General features: G+C 53.1%; 14 protein-coding genes and 1 tRNA gene. 11 read left to right on the top strand and 4 right to left on the bottom strand.

Annotated elements, in window-relative coordinates; translation table 11 throughout:
- Positions 1-47: 47 nt before the first annotated feature.
- The 5 genes from DYY88_RS23455 (at position 48) to DYY88_RS23435 (ending at position 3,518) form a co-directional block, all read left to right on the top strand.
- Positions 48-485, top strand: coding sequence for a hypothetical protein (locus DYY88_RS23455; protein WP_039726711.1), 438 nt, complete (start codon positions 48-50; stop codon positions 483-485).
- A 121-nt stretch (positions 486-606) separates the two neighbouring features.
- Positions 607-843, top strand: coding sequence for a DUF433 domain-containing protein (locus DYY88_RS23450; protein ID WP_437438596.1), 237 nt, complete (start codon positions 607-609; stop codon positions 841-843).
- Positions 840-1,181 (top strand): DUF5615 family PIN-like protein, encoded by a 342-nt coding sequence (locus DYY88_RS23445; protein ID WP_039726712.1) that lies wholly within the window; start codon positions 840-842, stop codon positions 1,179-1,181. The genes DYY88_RS23450 and DYY88_RS23445 overlap by 4 nt, the downstream gene beginning before the upstream one ends.
- Positions 1,182-1,289: 108 nt before the next feature.
- Positions 1,290-1,643 carry a hypothetical protein gene (locus DYY88_RS23440; RefSeq protein ID WP_052288391.1) on the top strand — a complete coding sequence of 118 codons (354 nt, stop codon included), beginning with the start codon at positions 1,290-1,292 and terminating at the stop codon, positions 1,641-1,643.
- Between the two features lie 129 nt (positions 1,644-1,772).
- Positions 1,773-3,518: a hypothetical protein gene (locus DYY88_RS23435; protein ID WP_130199583.1), complete on the top strand. Its 1,746-nt coding sequence runs from the start codon at positions 1,773-1,775 to the stop codon at positions 3,516-3,518.
- An 80-nt stretch (positions 3,519-3,598) separates the two neighbouring features.
- Here DYY88_RS23435 and DYY88_RS23430 read toward each other — a convergent pair whose 3' ends face one another.
- Entirely contained in the window at positions 3,599-4,153 is a 555-nt protein-coding gene (locus DYY88_RS23430) for a Uma2 family endonuclease (RefSeq protein WP_039726713.1), read from the bottom strand.
- A 288-nt stretch (positions 4,154-4,441) separates the two neighbouring features.
- Here DYY88_RS23430 and ureC point away from each other — a divergent pair, with 288 nt between their 5' ends.
- From ureC to DYY88_RS23415, 3 genes are all read left to right on the top strand, one after another.
- Positions 4,442-6,151: an urease subunit alpha gene (ureC, locus tag DYY88_RS23425; protein WP_039726714.1), complete on the top strand. Its 1,710-nt coding sequence runs from the start codon at positions 4,442-4,444 to the stop codon at positions 6,149-6,151.
- Positions 6,152-7,044: 893 nt separating this feature from the next.
- Positions 7,045-8,457, top strand: coding sequence for a CAP domain-containing protein (locus tag DYY88_RS23420; RefSeq protein WP_052288393.1), 1,413 nt, complete (start codon positions 7,045-7,047; stop codon positions 8,455-8,457).
- Positions 8,458-8,769: 312 nt separating this feature from the next.
- Positions 8,770-9,519 carry a lysozyme gene (locus DYY88_RS23415; RefSeq protein ID WP_039726715.1) on the top strand — a complete coding sequence of 250 codons (750 nt, stop codon included), beginning with the start codon at positions 8,770-8,772 and terminating at the stop codon, positions 9,517-9,519.
- Positions 9,520-9,666: 147 nt separating this feature from the next.
- Here the strand turns inward: DYY88_RS23415 and psb34 are convergent, their stop codons facing one another.
- A complete protein-coding gene (gene psb34, locus DYY88_RS23410) occupies positions 9,667-9,837 on the bottom strand; it encodes a photosystem II assembly protein Psb34 (RefSeq protein ID WP_130199582.1) in 171 nt (56 codons plus the stop codon).
- 373 nt (positions 9,838-10,210) lie between these two features.
- Between psb34 and DYY88_RS23405 the strand changes: the two genes are divergently transcribed.
- The gene (locus DYY88_RS23405) at positions 10,211-12,751 is read left to right on the top strand and encodes a sigma 54-interacting transcriptional regulator (protein ID WP_039726716.1); all 2,541 of its coding nucleotides are present in this window, start codon (positions 10,211-10,213) and stop codon (positions 12,749-12,751) included.
- Between the two features lie 275 nt (positions 12,752-13,026).
- Here the strand turns inward: DYY88_RS23405 and DYY88_RS23400 are convergent, their stop codons facing one another.
- Both DYY88_RS23400 and DYY88_RS23395 read right to left on the bottom strand, forming a co-directional pair.
- On the bottom strand, positions 13,027-14,127 hold the full coding sequence (locus DYY88_RS23400; protein ID WP_044151190.1) for an outer membrane protein: 1,101 nt from the start codon (positions 14,125-14,127) through the stop codon (positions 13,027-13,029).
- Between the two features lie 161 nt (positions 14,128-14,288).
- Positions 14,289-14,361 (bottom strand) — tRNA-Ala (locus DYY88_RS23395).
- 128 nt (positions 14,362-14,489) lie between these two features.
- On the opposite strand from DYY88_RS23395, the gene DYY88_RS23390 reads away from it, so the two are divergent.
- Together DYY88_RS23390 and DYY88_RS23385 are read left to right on the top strand one after the other, a co-directional pair.
- Positions 14,490-15,563 (top strand): RuBisCO accumulation factor 1, encoded by a 1,074-nt coding sequence (locus DYY88_RS23390; protein ID WP_039729835.1) that lies wholly within the window; start codon positions 14,490-14,492, stop codon positions 15,561-15,563.
- An 80-nt stretch (positions 15,564-15,643) separates the two neighbouring features.
- Entirely contained in the window at positions 15,644-15,868 is a 225-nt protein-coding gene (locus DYY88_RS23385; protein WP_039726718.1) for a hypothetical protein, read from the top strand.
- Positions 15,869-15,941 lie beyond the last annotated feature (73 nt).

Genomic DNA, 15,941 nt, shown 5'->3' with positions numbered 1-15,941 from the left:
AAAGTGCCTCTAGCTCTAAGATGAGAGCATTCTGTGGCAAGCTCTCCATGTATCAGCATTCTCGAACCGTTGTCTGGGCTGCTGGGCTGTTGGTCGGCGCAGCGATCGCTCCCCTACTCTCTGCCCGCCCCGCCCAAGCTGATGAAACAGTGGCCTATTGTGATTTGACCGAATATGCCATCAATGTCTATCGCACCAGTGCCGCAGACAACGACCCGGCGGCCTATCAAATGCGGGTGTTTTGGCGCGATAAAGCGATCATTTTTGTTGATCAACCCGCCGATCGCACCGTCATCCCCGAAGGCTATGTTTACCGCAATTTACCCATGCCCGACAATGATGGCTTGATCGGTGAAGATGAGGCGACTTGGACGTTGTTTGTGCTCAACGATGAGACCCTGCCCTGCTTTTTGTTTAAGCAAGGAGCCCTCATCAGCCGAGGCCCCGTCACCCAGCGGGAAGCACCTACTCCTATCGAACCGTAATCTGTAGTGAATAAATGCCCTTGTTTGAGTGAGTTCTGGATCGTGCGTAAAAAGCGATCGCGTCTGGCTGTTGAGGGCGATCGCACAGTCAGTAAAATCAAGAAAGTCCTACAGCCCACAGATGATGAACTCAACCGCTAGCTTGTTAGACCGGATCACCCAGACCTCAGGTCAATGCGGCGGGCGTCCCTGCATTCGGGGCATGCGCATTCGAGTCACCGACATTTTGGAAATGCTAGCCGAAAACGTGAGCGTCACGGAAATTTTGGAAGATTTTCCTGATCTAGAGCCAGCAGACATCCAAGCCTGTTTGCTCTTTGCGGCCCGCCGGACTGATTTCCCTAGACTGACGGCATGAAAATCTGGGTTGATGCTCAACTCCCGCCAACTCTGGCAAATTGGTTGTCAGCAACTTTTGACTTAGAGGCATCGGCACTGCGAGACTTATCCTTGCGCGATGCTCAAGACCTCGACATTTTTCAAGCTGCGCGAGCTGCAAATGCTGTGATCATGACTAAAGACAGTGACTTCATCGATTTAGTCTGCCGCTTGGGAACGCCCCCTCAGATCTTGTGGTTAACCTGTGGCAATGTTACAAATCGAAATTTGCGGCGATTGCTAACAGCAACTCTTCCCGAAGCAATAGAGCAACTACAGCAAGGCGAGATGATTGTCGAAATTAGCAATATTTCCTAAAAATTAGCTGTGATCAGTTGCGGTGCAACAGGCCAAAATGGCAAACCGCAAAATCTGAGTTTGCCTGTGCATAATGGATTTGCCGTTTAGGCCAACGCACCACTGCATATGACTGCTGATAAAAATTTGAGTCATCTAGCTTCTACTCGTTTCAGCTTGTCCAAGGCAGAAGGCCGCTTATTAGAGCAGGTGGAAACTGGCGAAGTCGCAAATTATCTGGCTGAAGCGGCTACCCAAAACGATCCCTCTCAGGCCGATACTTGGGATGACAGCCGCCAGTTACGGGCGACTTTGTTGAGCTGGCTCTGTACCGATACCGAAGCCAGCCAGTTTATTACCCATCGGGGCATCCAAATTCAGGGGGCGAAAATTGTGGGCTCTCTTGATCTGCAATTTGCCACGCTACCGTTTCCCTTGATTTGCCAGCAGTGCGCATTTACCGAGGCCATTCGTCTAGAGTGAGCCAGGGTTAAGTTCTTGGATCTCTCTGGCTCCTACCTCGCGGGTAGCGTCATTAAGCTTCCTGAAACCGACCAAACAGTGATGGTGGCTCTGGAGGCGAGAGGCTTACAAGTCGAGAGTGATGTGTTCTTGGGTCAGGGCTTCTATGCTACAGGCACAGTGATGCTGTTGGGAGCAATCATTGGCGGCAATCTCAATTGTGACCAGGGCCGCGTTGAGAACTCAGACGGCGATGCCCTGTTCGCTGAGGGCATTGAGGTCAAAGGCTCTGTGTGGCTGCGCAACGGCTTTCACGTCACGGGGCGAGTATCGTTATTGGGAGCCACGATTGGCGGCAATCTCGGGTGTGATCAAGGCTACTTTGAGGGGGCGGGCGGTGAATCCGTGCTCGCTTCAAATATTGAGGTCAGTGGTGATGTGTTGCTACGCAGGGGCTTCCGTGCTGTTGGAAATGTATGGTTGAACGGAGCCAAGATTGGCGGAGATCTAAATTGTTATCAAGGTCAGTTTGAGAATGCGGGGGGTGACGCCATAGTTGCTCAAAGTATTGCAGTCAAGGGAGCAGTATTTCTATGCCAAGGTTTTTACACCACAGGGCGAGTATCGTTGTTGGGAGCAAAAATTGGCAGTGTTCTCGACTGTGGTCAGGGTCGGTTTGAGAATCCCGACAGCGATGCCCTGTTTGCTGAGGGCGTCGAGGTTAGGGGAGGTGTATTATTGCGTCACGGATTCTATGCAGTAGGGCGAGTGTCGTTGCTGGGAGCCACGATTGGCGGCAACCTTGAGTGTGGTCAGGGCCGGTTTGAGAATGTGGGCGGCGATGCTCTCCTAGTTGATAACAGTGAGATTAAGGGTTCTGTATTACTGCGTAATGGGTTTTTTGCTAAAGGCGTTGTGTCACTTGGGGGAGCCACAATTGGCGGTAACCTCGATTGTCATCAAGGCCGGTTTGAAAACGCAGATGGTTTTGCTCTGTTCGTGGATAGTGTTGCAGTTGGGGGCGCAGTCTTTTTATCAAAGAACTTTTATGCCCACGGCAGGATATTTTTGCAAGATGCGCAAATTGCGGACGGTCTGTATCTGGATAGCGCTATGCTGGCCCCCGATTCCCCCACCACTGAGGTTGATTTGAGGTTTGCCAGAGCCTTGACCTTGGCAGATTCTCAGGTCAAAAGTCGTTCTCAGTGGCCCCAACCGGGTAAGTTGCGGATCGAGGGCTTTACTTACGAAAAACTCAGTCCCGATTCCCCAACTGATAGCCAGTATCGACTGCGATGGCTGCAGCCTCAGCACGGCAAGGGGCGCTTTTCGCCTCAGCCCTATACCCAACTAGCGCGAGTCCTCCAGGCCAGTGGCCATGAACAGGAAGCCACGGAAATTCTAATTGGTAAACAGGAAGCAGCTCGTCAGTATGGCAATCTGAGTCGCTTCAAATGGTTTTGGAACTGGTTTCTGGGAAAAACTATTGCCCATGGCTATAAACCTACACGGGCACTGTTTATGTCTTTGGCTGTGATTATCTTTGGCACTGGTCTGTTTCACATCGGCTACCGAGACGGGTGGATAGAAGCATCAGACTTGGAGGCTTACACCATTGCAACTGCAGAAGATTCATCCCTGACTTATCCCGAGTTCTTCCCGCTCACGTATTCATTAGATGTTTTCTTGCCAGTGATCGATTTACATCAAGCTAGCTACTGGATACCCAAGGCCAGTCTTGGTGAGCCCGTTGATAAGAGTATTGACTGTTTATCGACAGGGATTCGAGATGGCGGGGTTCTTCTCGCCTATTTTTGGCTACAAATTATGTTGGGCTGGGTACTCACTTCATTGTGGGTTGCTGGCTTTACAGGTCTTGTCCGGCGTCTTGAGTAACTCGTGAGGAACCATCTTGGGCCGATCTCAGACGTTCCCCACATCATCACCGACGGTCTATTGGCAGATCATGCTCGTCCTCAGTTATCAAGTCCACGATAAAGTTCAGCGATCGCAAACTGCAAATCAATGCTGTGGAGAGCGACGGTGTCACCCGTCTGGTAAATCACCGTTTCCCAGGTATTAAGACTCGTGCGACGGCGGCACTCAACGCGCTGACGATCTTGCGAGATCAAGACATATTCTTCAAGGGAATCGAGTTGGCAGTAATCGGCAAATTTTTCGCCCGTGTCGAACTCTTGGGTGCTGGGTGACAGCACTTCCACAATGAGTTTGGGATATCGTTTGACGTAGCGATCGTCGCGGTCACGAGAATCACAGGTTACAAACGCATCAGGATAATAATAAAAGTCGTCTTGAAAATTGACTTTGACATTGCCGGAATGAAAGCGGCAAGCGGAATCGCCGAGATGCAAGTTAACCAGGGTCAACAAATTGAGGGCAATGCGATCGTGATTATCCGAGCCCCCGGCCATGGCGTACACCAAACCCCGACGATATTCGTGACGAATGGGGCTTTGGTCTTCAATTTCCAGGTATTCTTCTGGGCTGATGTAGTTGGGGACGGCAATCATTGCAAGTATTGAGCAATTCTTCAACGGTAGCCGAGAGGTATCTCAATTTTAGACCCTCACTTTCGACTAGAGCTTTGAGGGTGATCGCTCACGCCCTTACAGATCGCTGCACACCCCTCCTTATCCGCTGCTTGTATCGTCTCGCCTCAATTCATTACAAAACCTCGAAACTCGCCCGCTGACCGCTCAAGTCACCGTAGAATATTGCCGACTGTAAGTGATTTAGCGGTTCGGCGGGCCGATTATCTCTACAGTTCACCTGTGGATTGCATTTTTTGAGGATTGCCCATGAGCTACCGCATGGATCGACGCGCTTACGCTGAAACCTATGGCCCCACGGTGGGCGATCGCGTGCGGCTGGCGGATACCGATTTGATCATTGAGGTGGAACGCGACTTTACCACCTACGGCGACGAAGTGAAGTTTGGCGGCGGTAAGGTGATTCGCGATGGCATGGGGCAATCGCCCATCTCGCGGGCGGATGGGGCAGTTGATACCGTCATCACCAACGCCTTGATTTTGGACTGGTGGGGCATCGTCAAAGCCGACATCGGTATCAAAGATGGCCGCATCACCAAAATCGGCAAAGCGGGCAACCCCTACATTCAAGACCATGTAGACATCATTATTGGCCCCAGCACCGAAGCGATCGCGGGCGAGGGCATGATCCTCACCGCAGGCGGCATCGACGCCCACATTCACTTCATTTGTCCCCAGCAGATTGAGACGGCGATCGCCTCCGGCGTCACCACGATGATCGGCGGCGGCACTGGTCCCGCCACGGGGACGAACGCCACTACCTGCACCCCCGGTCCCTGGCACATCTGGCGCATGTATCAAGCGATCGACGCCTTTCCGCTGAACTTCGGCTTTATGGGCAAGGGCAACAGTGCGCTCCAGCCCGGCTTGCGAGAACAGGTGGAAGCCGGAGCCGTCGGTCTGAAACTGCACGAAGACTGGGGCACGACGCCCGCCGCGATCGACACCTGTCTCAGCGTGGCCGAAGACTACGACGTGCAGGTGGCCATCCACACCGACACTCTGAACGAGTCGGGCTTTGTGGAAGACACGATCGCCGCCTTCAAAGGGCGCACCATTCACACCTATCACACCGAAGGCGCAGGCGGCGGCCACGCGCCAGACATCATCAAGGTTTGCGGCGAGAGCAACGTGCTGCCGTCTTCCACCAATCCCACCCGCCCTTACACCACCAACACGCTCGAAGAACACCTCGACATGCTGATGGTGTGTCACCATCTCAGCCGCAGCATTCCCGAAGACGTGGCCTTTGCCGAGTCCCGCATTCGCCGCGAAACTATTGCCGCCGAAGACATCCTCCACGATTTGGGCGCGTTCAGCATGATTTCGTCCGACTCTCAGGCCATGGGCCGGGTGGGCGAAGTGATCATTCGCACCTGGCAAACCGCCCACAAAATGAAAGTGCAGCGGGGCGCCTTGTCAGAAGACAGCGATCGCAACGACAACCACCGCGCCAAGCGCTACATCGCTAAGTACACCATCAACCCCGCCATCACCCACGGCGTCTCCCACATCATCGGGTCGGTTGAGGAGGGCAAACTGGCGGATCTGTGTTTGTGGAAGCCTGCCATGTTTGGGGTGAAGCCCGAGATTGTGTTGAAAGGGGGCGCGATCGCCTGGGCGCAAATGGGCGACCCGAACGCCAGCATCCCCACGCCGCAGCCCGTGCACATGCGACCGATGTTTGGCAGCTATGGCGGAGCGATCGCCGCCACCAGCGTCAGCTTTATGTCGCAAGCTGCCGTCGAAGCGGGCATCGCTGCCCAAATTGGCCTGCAAAAACCGCCCGAAGCGGTCCACACCATTCGTAGCATTGGCAAAGCCGACATGAAGCTCAACACCTACCAGCCCCATATGGAAGTGAACTCCGAAACCTACGAAGTCCGCGCTGATGGCGAACTGCTCACCTGCGAACCCGCCGACGTGCTGCCCATGGCCCAGCGCTATTTCTTGTTCTGAACATACCCCTTAGCGCCTAAACATTGTCCGCTCACCATCGGATAGAGGTGCGCCCAAAATATTTGCCCTAAACAGATACCTGAGTGGGCTGCATGAGCCGCTTACTCAGGTTTGATGTCGCTTGTCTGCTGGTTAGGCAACTGTATCACCGCCGGATTCAGGACACGGTAGAGGGAGCGTACAGTTTGTGCTGGTAGGCCAAAACCCTTGAGCTCACCTTACTTAAACTCAGCAATCAGCTCGCCCATATGCGGTTATTGCGTAATGTCATCAAAAAAATAATTAATCACCCAAGTAAATTCATCATTGTCACTTTTTGATTGCAACCGCCATCCTGGTGAATGTATCTGCCAATTCATGTATCTACCGACAGGATTGGGCGAATAAAACGGGGGCTCACTTGTGAAATATGAGTATCCCCGCGAACCCCAGCATCAGCTCATATTGACCTCGACTGCCTAACGAGGCATTGTCTGGTTTTTATATCACTTTCAGGCCAGATAAATATGTTGTCTAGGGCAACCAAGCATCTCTTGATTTACCAAGATGCTATGCCTTTACAGCACACAGTTTTGCAACAACCAGGGATGTTAGGGACTCAACCTTGAGCGATCTATCCAGGTTCAGTTGAGTAGAGGCGAGGTATCTTCCAGGGCTGCTAGGCATCCTCCATCTACCTGATTGCCTGTTTTTACACAACGCTAATCTCCATGACAGGAGAGCGACGTGACTCATTTCCAATGCTTGGAAATGAAACTGATTTCGACGGAATTGGAACTACCTCATCTACCTCAATATCAGTTCCTAGTCATACGAATCTGTGTGACTGACAGGATATTGCAATTTTGAATTCTGTAACCCATTACAACTGCTAATTCAGCAGCTAATTCATCATGGAAAATGAGGCATTTGTTTTAGAAATCATCAACCTCACGAATCAACACCGAGCCCAATTAGGGTTGTCCGCCCTTTCAGTCGATATTGATCTGGAAGAAGCTGCCCAATACCACTCGGACAACATGGCCAACCTGGACTTTTTTGATCACCAAAATCTAGATGGCAAACGTCCAGCCGATCGCGCCCAAGACTTTGGCTATGAGACCCGTAGTGTGGGCGAAAATATTGCCTGGGGGTACACGACTCCCCAAGCTGTATTTACTGGTTGGCTCAACAGTTCTGGGCACCGGGCCAATATTGAAAATGCCACCTGGAATGAAATTGGCGTCGGCTATTATTACCTGGCAAATGACCCGGGAAACTATACCGGCAGACATTATTGGACGCAAAAATTTGGCCGCGGTGACATCGAAAATCCGGGGGGCAGTGGCACCCCGACCAGCGGCGGTGGCAGTACTCCAAATACTTCTTCGAGTAATGCTTTACCCCCAGACTTTGACCCACTCCAATATGGCGCTTCTCATGGTGATTTGATTCAAGCTTTTGGTAGCAATGCGGCAGCGCTAGAGGCTCATTATCTGAATCATGGTCGGGCAGAAGGGCGAGCCTATAATTTGTTCAATGCCGCTCAATACTTAGCAGCGCACGGTGATTTACGGGCTGCTTTTGGCAATGATTTGCAAGCAGCTACTTTGCATTATCTCCAGTTTGGCTATCAAGAGGGGCGATCGCTGTCCGGCCGCTCGGGAACTGCCTCCAATAACAATAGTGCAGCCTTGCCCTCGGGATTTGATCCCCTAATCTATGGGGCGTCTAACCATGATTTGATGGCTGTCTTGGGTACAGATGCGGCTGCACTGCAATCGCATTATCTTACTTATGGTCGGCAAGAAGGTCGCTCCTACAATCGCTTTAATGCTCAACGGTATTTAAATGCCTACGATGACTTGTTGAGCATTTACGGCAATGATCTCCAAGGGGCTACTTTGCACTACATGCAGTTTGGTCGTCATGAGGGGCGCTCTATGTTGGGAGGTATCTTTAATGCAGCACAGTATCTGGCCTCTTATCAAGATCTAATAACTGCTTTTGGCTATAACCTTGATGCAGGCACAGTTCACTATCAGAACTTAGGACAATTCGAAAATCGCCGACATGATTTGTTTGACGAGGGTCGATACTTGGCTTCCAACCCTGATTTAATTCAGGCGTTTGGCTACGATTTAGAGGCTGCAACCTCTCACTACATCCGTTTTGGCAGCCAAGAAGGGCGTGGCCACGGAACCTTTGATGCTGCTACTTACTTACAAAACTACGGCGATTTGCGGGCGGCGTTTGGCTCAGATTTAAATGCTGCAACGCAGCATTACATTCAGTCGGGCTTCGCAGAGGGACGTCGTCCGGTATAGCTGGACCATGTTGAAATGTGCTTGGGTTTAACGCACTCGCCCTGCGCTACCCATGGCCGCCGCCAACATAGCCGAGGGCTGACCCCCGGTGTGTCAAAACTCATGTTGGCTGGATAGTCCAACATTGAGCGGAAGCAAAAAGCCGTTAACTGTTCTCTAGCCTGCTTGAGAAAAAAAGGTTTCCAGAGGAGAGATCACTCACTGTCTTCAGCAGGCTGGAGAGTAACGGTATTTGCTGTTTTCAGATAAAACTAATAACTACGAGTACCATCAGGGAAACCTTGAGATCATCTACCACTGGAGGATTGGGGTATGGGTACTTGGATTAAAGAGACCGCGAAAGCGATTTATCTGATGGAAGGCGGCTATTGGATTTCCAGGCTGTCCAAATATCCTTCTAAAACAAATCCTGACGAACAGGTGTTGAATATTTCGGCGGTACGCTCGTGGTTTATGCGCACTGATTACCCCCGGGCGATGACGGTCTCGCTGACGGGGCCGGAGCCATCGCCCCGACCAGCCCCGCCGAAACCGCCAGAACCCGCGCCTGGCAGTGCTGCAAGCGGCAAAATTCCCCGGGCCGCGATCGACATTATTAAAGAATTTGAAGGATATGCTGAGCGTTTGCCCGATGGTCGGGCACGGGCGTATGCCGACCCAATTCACGGTTGGGCCGTGCCGACCATTGGCTATGGCACCACTAAATATCCCGATGGTCGCAAGGTAAAGCAGGGCGACATCATCACCCGAGAGCAGGCCGAAGAATATCTGATTGACCATATTGAGAAAGAGACTCGCGCCCCGATGGAGCGCATTCCGACCTGGTCACAGATGAACGACAATCAGCGTAGTGCGATTTATAGCTTTGCTTACAATTTGGGATCTGGGTTTTATCGCGGCAGTGGCTTTAAGTCCATCACGGCGGTTTGCGACTCGCCCCAAAGGTGGAAAGATCGCGCCTGGATCACGGAGCAGTTCAGCAAGTATCGCAATCCGGGCACCTCGGCAGAAGCCGGATTGCTCAGACGGCGCAAGGCCGAGGCTGATCTGTTTCTCTCATAACCGGGTGGGCGATCGCCACTGACCATAGCGTGGGAATGTCTTGAGCCAGTTGATTAACCACATTTTGGGTGACAACCTTAATTAAAAGCCTGCCGGAGCAATTGCTCCGGCAGGCTTTTAAGTTATTTAGTGATTTTGAAAGTTTAATTAGGAGACGACGAAGGCCAAAGACAGAACGCCTGCAACCAACCCAAAAGCCAGTGCGCCCAGAATAATATAGTTGCGCTTTTCAGTAGCGGTAGGCGGTTCAGCTTCGTACATCTTGGGTTCGACGGCAAAGTTGTTTAACCGACCACCTTCTTCAACGGTGTAGCGCATATAAATTCCTCTTCGTATCAGTCCTCATTACCATAGCAGACATTCCACAGAAAACTACATACTTCTTAACAGTTTTCAGGTTTTCTAAATCTTCCGATAGAGGAATTTATATGCTGCTGCTTCTGAAGGGTTGGTTTTTTGGGGGGAGTTTTCTCGGTGACTGCGATGAGGTCGGGGCTTGCCAGGTGGCGGGTCCTTTGTGAGGCGGGGCGATCGCTGTTGCTTACTTTGTCGTAGGGTTAAGCCCGAGCAAAGTAGATAGCCGCGAGAACGATTAACCCAAGTAACGCTAGCGGAACCCAGAGATCGACGAGATTTATCATAAAAGCACCTGCACGTCGCTGACTGTAGGGTAAGGCAATGAGGATGAACCATGGTGATAACCACCGCCCACGATCGCTTGATCTGGTTGCAAGAGCGATCGGCGCTCAACGTCCTCAGTGCGGACACGTTAGGGGCGCTGAGCACCCAGCTCGAACTGCGTGCTTTGCCACCCCACCAGCCAGTGGTGATGGCTGATACGCCACCAGAAGGGCTGTTCATCTTGATTGACGGTCGGTTGGAGCATAAGCCCGGGGTGCGGAGTCCGATGAGTTTTTTGCCGGGGTCCGTGCTGAACTTGCGATCGCTCCTCCTCGGTGAACCTGTCGAAAGCACGATCCTGACTCTGAGCCACTGCCAATTCTGGTTTTTGCCAGCGGCCAAGGTAGAGCAGTTCAAGACCGACTATCCCGAAATCATGCAGTTGTTTTCGCAACGCATTGCGGCAGAACTGCGGCAAGTCGCCTCTCAACTCACCTACGAGCAAGAGCGACAGGATATTTTGCGCCCCTATCTGGTGACTAAAGCCCGACGCGGGGTGATTGGTCGCAGTCGCTATGCCCAGCGGCTCCGACAGCAAATTCGCGATGCGTTTGACCACGGTCAGACCACTTGCGCTTCGGTGCTGGTGTTTGGTGAGCCCGGCAACGAAAAAGACAATATTGCGGCGCTGATTCACTACGGGTCTGACTATCGGCGGCAGCCCATCATCAAAGTCGATTGTGCGCGGCTGCAAGCCAGTGGCGCAGAACTGTTTGGCCGCGTGGGCGGCAAGCCGGGACTGCTCGAAGCCCTCGGTCAGGGCACGCTCATTCTCAATAATGTGGAAGAGTTGCCGGAGAGTTTAGTAGGGGCGATCGCTCAACTGCTGACCCAGCAGACGTATGCCCCGGTGAGCCGCGATCTCGACGAGCCAGTGCCTACTCGCCCCAGTAACGCCCGCCTCATTCTGATTTCTGAGCGCCCCATTCCTGCTGTCGACAAAGTTGTTGACGCGCAGATCAAAGTGCCGCCGCTGCGCGTGCGTAAAGCGGATATTGAAGACTACGTTAACTACTACATCAGCTTGGTGAGCCGCGCTCGCGGTCAAAAGAAGATTTCGGTAACCCCAGAAGCGATTCGCCGCCTTCAGGCCTACGACTTTCCCAACAATTTGCGTGAGTTGGAAAGTTTGGTCACGCGAGCCTTATCGCAGGTCGCCCCCGATTGCGTCCTGACCGAAGAAATTCTCTGGCCGTCTCAAAGCAAAAAGAAACAGTTCCGCCTCAACCTGCTGAATGCGTATCCCGCCCTCCGGCAGTTTCTCCGGAGTCCCTGGTGGCCCGATCGCCTCAATTACGGTTTCACGCTCTCGGTGTTCGCTTTAGTGAATATCATGCTGTTTGTTGGGCCGCAAACCCGCGATCAAAATATTGCCCTCAATCTGTTTTGGGTCTGGTGGTGGCCGGTGATCTTGCTGGTCTTCCCGTTCCTGGGGCGGGTTTGGTGTGCCGTTTGCCCGTTCATGATTTACGGTGAGGCGCTACAAACCCTGTCGCTCAAATTCTGGCCCCGACAGTTAAAACGCTGGCCCCGCGAAACGGCTGAGCGCTGGGGCGGTTGGTTTCTCTTTGGGCTATTTGCCCTGATTTTGCTGTGGGAAGAACTGTGGGATTTGCAAAATACAGCGTATTTGTCGTCCTGTTTACTGCTGCTGATTACGGCAGGGGCGATCGTGTTTTCCCAAATTTTTGAGCGCCGATTTTGGTGTCGCTATCTCTGCCCCATCGGCGGCATGAATGGCCTTTATGCCAAGCTCTCAATGACCGAACTGCGGGCTCAGCAGGGCACCTGTTCGGCGGAATGCACCACCTATCAGTGTTATAAAGGTGGGCCGGCCAAGGGAGAAGGGCAGGAAACCGGGGGATGCCCCATTTACTCGCATCCGGCGCAGCTCGAAGAAAATCGAGATTGCGTGCTGTGTATGACTTGTCTCAAAGCGTGTCCCCATCGCTCGGTGGAATTTAACCTGCGCCCTCCCGGCATTGAACTGTGGACCACCCATACGCCTCGTTTCTATGAAGTGGCGTTGCTGTTCCTGCTGTTGGATGCGGTGTTTCTCCATCGGCTGCCGGAATTGGTGTCGTGGCTACCGTGGCCAGTGGATCTGAGCAACTTTTGGGTGCACGGGGGGCTCGCGATCGCCCTCCTTACCCTGCCTGCCCTACTGCCCCTAGTGGCCCAAGGCGGTCTCTTCCTCATTTATCAACTGGCCCGCACCCGCAAGCCACGTCCCTTCAAGGAACTCGCTTATGGCTACTTGCCCCTAGTGCTCATGGGCACGCTGGCTCACTATCTGTACTTGTTTCTCAATGAGGCGGGGCGGGTATTGCCTGTGAGCGCGGCGACCATTGGCCTGTCGGGGATAAACTTGCCCGTATTAGTCGCGCATCCCGCAGTCGTGGCCTTTTTGCAAGGGACTTCGCTGCTGGTCGGAGCGGTGTTAGCGATCGGGCTGACGCAGAAAATCGCGCGTTATCCCCTCCGATTGCTGCTGCCGCAACATGTCGCTATCCTGCTGCTGACGACCGCTCTCTGGCAACTCATCGTGTAGATGCCCCAGACGAACCGGTCCCCCTGGATTGGCTCAATTCGCCCGAACTGCTCTAACGCTATGGCGTTGCACAGATAGCTCCGTTCATCTCCACCGCAGAAAAACGAGGGGATTAAGACAGGATTGTATAAAATCCAAGTTTTGTCAGGCAGACATCTTACCTGCTCCGGGACAGCCGAGACGACTGTCCACACTTAGATTGAATGCCCATTCCTGCAACTTTTGGGCTCTCGGTACCTGACTGAGAATTGCCATAGCAACACCCGGCAGTTGCGCTAAAACTCGTAGCGCGCCCCTAATTGCAGTGAGTGAATGAACAACGTATCGGCATCTAAATCCGTCCCCAGTGCTTCAAAGCTTTGGCCCGGAATGCCCATTAGTCGGTAGTTTAGAAATGCCGTCAGCTCATCGGTAATGTCATAGCCTGCCCCAGCTTTAAACTGGAAGATAAAGCTGGAGTCGGAGTCATCAATGCTGACTTCACCAAACGGCGGCAATGTCGCCGACACATCATTGGCCGACAAAACGGCAAGACCTGCACCGCCACCTACATACGGACTGAAGCGGCTAGCGGTCGGAAAATCGTAGTAACCGTTGATCAAAAATTTCCAGTTGCCAATATCGCCGTCTGCTGAGGCATCGATATTGTTGACTGTGATGCTATCGACATTGTTATTGTTGTAGCCCACCTCAAACTCGACCCGCGCATTATCAAAACGATAGCCAACGGCCCCGCTAACGCCAAAGCCAGTATCTGTATCGAGTGAGGTATCGAGCGGTACGGTGGTGATGCCAATGGGGGGCAACCCGGGGGCGGGAATCACAGGCACCGCGACATTGCCGCCGTCGATGTCAACGTCATAGCCAAACACGATTTCTGGGGCTAACGAAACATACCAGCCGGTCGTGGTTTGGGTGGCGGGAATAGTTTGGGCGATCGCGGTTCCCTGGTCACTTAAGGCGCTGGCTGACTGGGCCGGTGCCCAGGTGTTGCCAGTACCCGGCTCGACCAATTCAACCACGGTCAAAGACTCAGCTGCGGTGACCGGAGTCATGGCATTGGCCACAGCCTCTAGATCCATCAGAGTTGTTGCGGCTGGAACCGGGGCTGCATTGAGGCCCGGCTCGCTCAGGTCGGAGACCGTTTCAGCGCTGGTTGTAGTGGTTGAGGTCGGCTCAGCTGCCAACGCCTCGGCAAGATTGACGCCGAGCGATCGCTCCCTACTCGTCTCAGGTTCTGTCAGCGTTGATGCAGTGACAGGCTGTTCTACTGCTTGCTTTACAAGCGTTGCTGTAGAAGCTTGCGCGGTTGGCGTTAGGGCGGTTGCCCCAGTCAGGACAGCCAGCTGCAACAACCACAACCGAGAATATTTCATAGCGCCACAATTCTAAAAAGTTTAATTGCCTAAAATATTAATCCCGAATTTGGTGAAATGACATGCGCTACAAGGATTTGGCTTGAATAATCGATGTAGCGATGGTGCTAAAAATTGAAAATTAAGTGAAGTCTAAAACCAGACTCTTAAAACTGAACTAATGGAGCTAAGCGGATTCGAACCGCTGACCCCTTGAATGCCATTCAAGTGCTCTACCAACTGAGCTATAGCCCCGCATAATGCGACTATGATCATGCCCTGAGGGGGGTACTAGCGTCAAGCACTATAAAGAAATTAACGCTGATGAAGGAATGAACGCGCTAGAGTCAGGGCAGACCGATCGCATCCCTTTGACTGTGCCCATGGCCTCTTCTGAACCTGTGACCAACTCGCCTGTTGATATTGATAAATTGGTGACTCAACTCCGCCATAAAGAAGGTAGCTGGGTGGAGTGGGGCAAAGCCTGCCAGGCACTGCAAAAAGCGGGGCTCAAGCCGCAGGAGATTTTTGAACAGACGGGATTTGAGCCACCACAGCAAAACCAGGTCATGGTCGGCGCACAGGTCTATGACTCGATTGTGGCCGCCGAAGCCTCCACGATGGTGCAGTCGCATTTTGCGCAGCGGGGCAGCGACATCTTATATGAGTTGCGTATTCTGACCCAGCGCGATCGCGCCCGCGCCGCTGAACTGGCTTTGCAACAAGGCTTAGATGCCGACACGATTAAAGACGCGGCCAAAGCGCTCAAAGAGTACGCCTATTTGAAAGAGCCACCGCCTGGGTTTAGTGACAGTGCGGGTGATGCGGTGGCCTATACCTATTGGAAGCTAGCCCGCCAGCAGTCTGATTTGGCGGCGCGATCGCGCCTCATCGCCCAAGCCTTGCGCTTTGCCAGTAGCGACTCCGCTCGTCAACAGGTGGAATCGTTGCTGACTGACCTGACCGTCGTGAAGTCGAGACCCGCCCCGACCCTCCCGACTTACCGCATCGAAACCGATGCCGAACTGCCCCTCATCATTCCCCTGGTGGGTCAACTGCCCCTGAGCGTTAAAGACCTCAAGGCGGTGCCCGTCATCGTGCCCGAGGATCCCTTTGGGGCAGTGAAGGCCGATGGCCCAGCGGCGTGGGTGCCCATTCCCGGTTGGCAAGTGGTTTTGCAAGCGGCAGATCCCGTAGCGATGTTGGCCAAGCCCGCCCAGTTGCCCAATGTGCAAAATCCTGACAATCCTGAAACGGTATTGCTGGTGTGCGATCGCGCCCAACGCGACTGGGATGCCGACAGTTACTTTATCACCGAGCAAGGTGGCACGGTCACGGTGGAATGGCTGCCAGAACCCAGCGATCGCCCACTCCTCGGCAGACTGTTAGTGGTCATGCGCCCCAAACGTATTTTGGACGAAAACTATACCCGCGAACTGATGCAGTTTGACGACTAAATGCTGAAAATCATCAGCGAACACGGGCATTTTCACCCACTTCACTCTGCCACTCATCCACCCTACAACTCCCCATTTCCATGCCCCTCGAACGTCGCCTGTCCCGTGCCATGTTTTTAGAAACCGAAGTTGTCGAACTGCGGCAGCTTTGCTTGACTCCAGGACGGATGTTTGAGCCGGGCAAATATATCGCCGGGGAACTCCCGGACATTGCTTTTGAAATGGGCTTAGTCGACAAACTGCCACCAGTACGCGGCCATAGTGAAGAGATTGGTGACCCACCCGGCGATCGCTCCCCAACCTGAGAGGATGTTTGATAAATCGCTCAGTCAGTAAAAAAGCTCACTCGCCATAAGCTGAAGATACGAACCATCAGCC

It is taken from the genome of Leptolyngbya iicbica LK, from assembly GCF_004212215.1.
GTDB lineage: Bacteria > Cyanobacteriota > Cyanobacteriia > Phormidesmidales > Phormidesmidaceae > Halomicronema > Halomicronema iicbica.
This window is presented reverse-complemented; position numbering and strand designations above follow the sequence as displayed.

What these genes read in the sequence shown, in the direction of transcription:
- DYY88_RS23385 (WP_039726718.1), top strand. Translation starts at nt 15,644, where the DNA reads ATGCCCCTCGAACGTCGCCTGTCCCGTGCCATGTTTTTAGAAACCGAA.
- DYY88_RS23455 (WP_039726711.1), top strand. Translation starts at nt 48, where the DNA reads ATGTATCAGCATTCTCGAACCGTTGTCTGGGCTGCTGGGCTGTTGGTC.
- DYY88_RS23450 (WP_437438596.1), top strand. Translation starts at nt 607, where the DNA reads ATGATGAACTCAACCGCTAGCTTGTTAGACCGGATCACCCAGACCTCA.
- DYY88_RS23445 (WP_039726712.1), top strand. Translation starts at nt 840, where the DNA reads ATGAAAATCTGGGTTGATGCTCAACTCCCGCCAACTCTGGCAAATTGG.
- ureC (WP_039726714.1), top strand. Translation starts at nt 4,442, where the DNA reads ATGAGCTACCGCATGGATCGACGCGCTTACGCTGAAACCTATGGCCCC.
- DYY88_RS23420 (WP_052288393.1), top strand. Translation starts at nt 7,045, where the DNA reads ATGGAAAATGAGGCATTTGTTTTAGAAATCATCAACCTCACGAATCAA.
- DYY88_RS23400 (WP_044151190.1), bottom strand. Translation starts at nt 14,127, where the DNA reads ATGAAATATTCTCGGTTGTGGTTGTTGCAGCTGGCTGTCCTGACTGGG.
- psb34 (WP_130199582.1), bottom strand. Translation starts at nt 9,837, where the DNA reads ATGCGCTACACCGTTGAAGAAGGTGGTCGGTTAAACAACTTTGCCGTC.
- DYY88_RS23440 (WP_052288391.1), top strand. Translation starts at nt 1,290, where the DNA reads ATGACTGCTGATAAAAATTTGAGTCATCTAGCTTCTACTCGTTTCAGC.
- DYY88_RS23415 (WP_039726715.1), top strand. Translation starts at nt 8,770, where the DNA reads ATGGGTACTTGGATTAAAGAGACCGCGAAAGCGATTTATCTGATGGAA.
- DYY88_RS23430 (WP_039726713.1), bottom strand. Translation starts at nt 4,153, where the DNA reads ATGATTGCCGTCCCCAACTACATCAGCCCAGAAGAATACCTGGAAATT.
- DYY88_RS23405 (WP_039726716.1), top strand. Translation starts at nt 10,211, where the DNA reads ATGGTGATAACCACCGCCCACGATCGCTTGATCTGGTTGCAAGAGCGA.
- DYY88_RS23390 (WP_039729835.1), top strand. Translation starts at nt 14,490, where the DNA reads ATGGCCTCTTCTGAACCTGTGACCAACTCGCCTGTTGATATTGATAAA.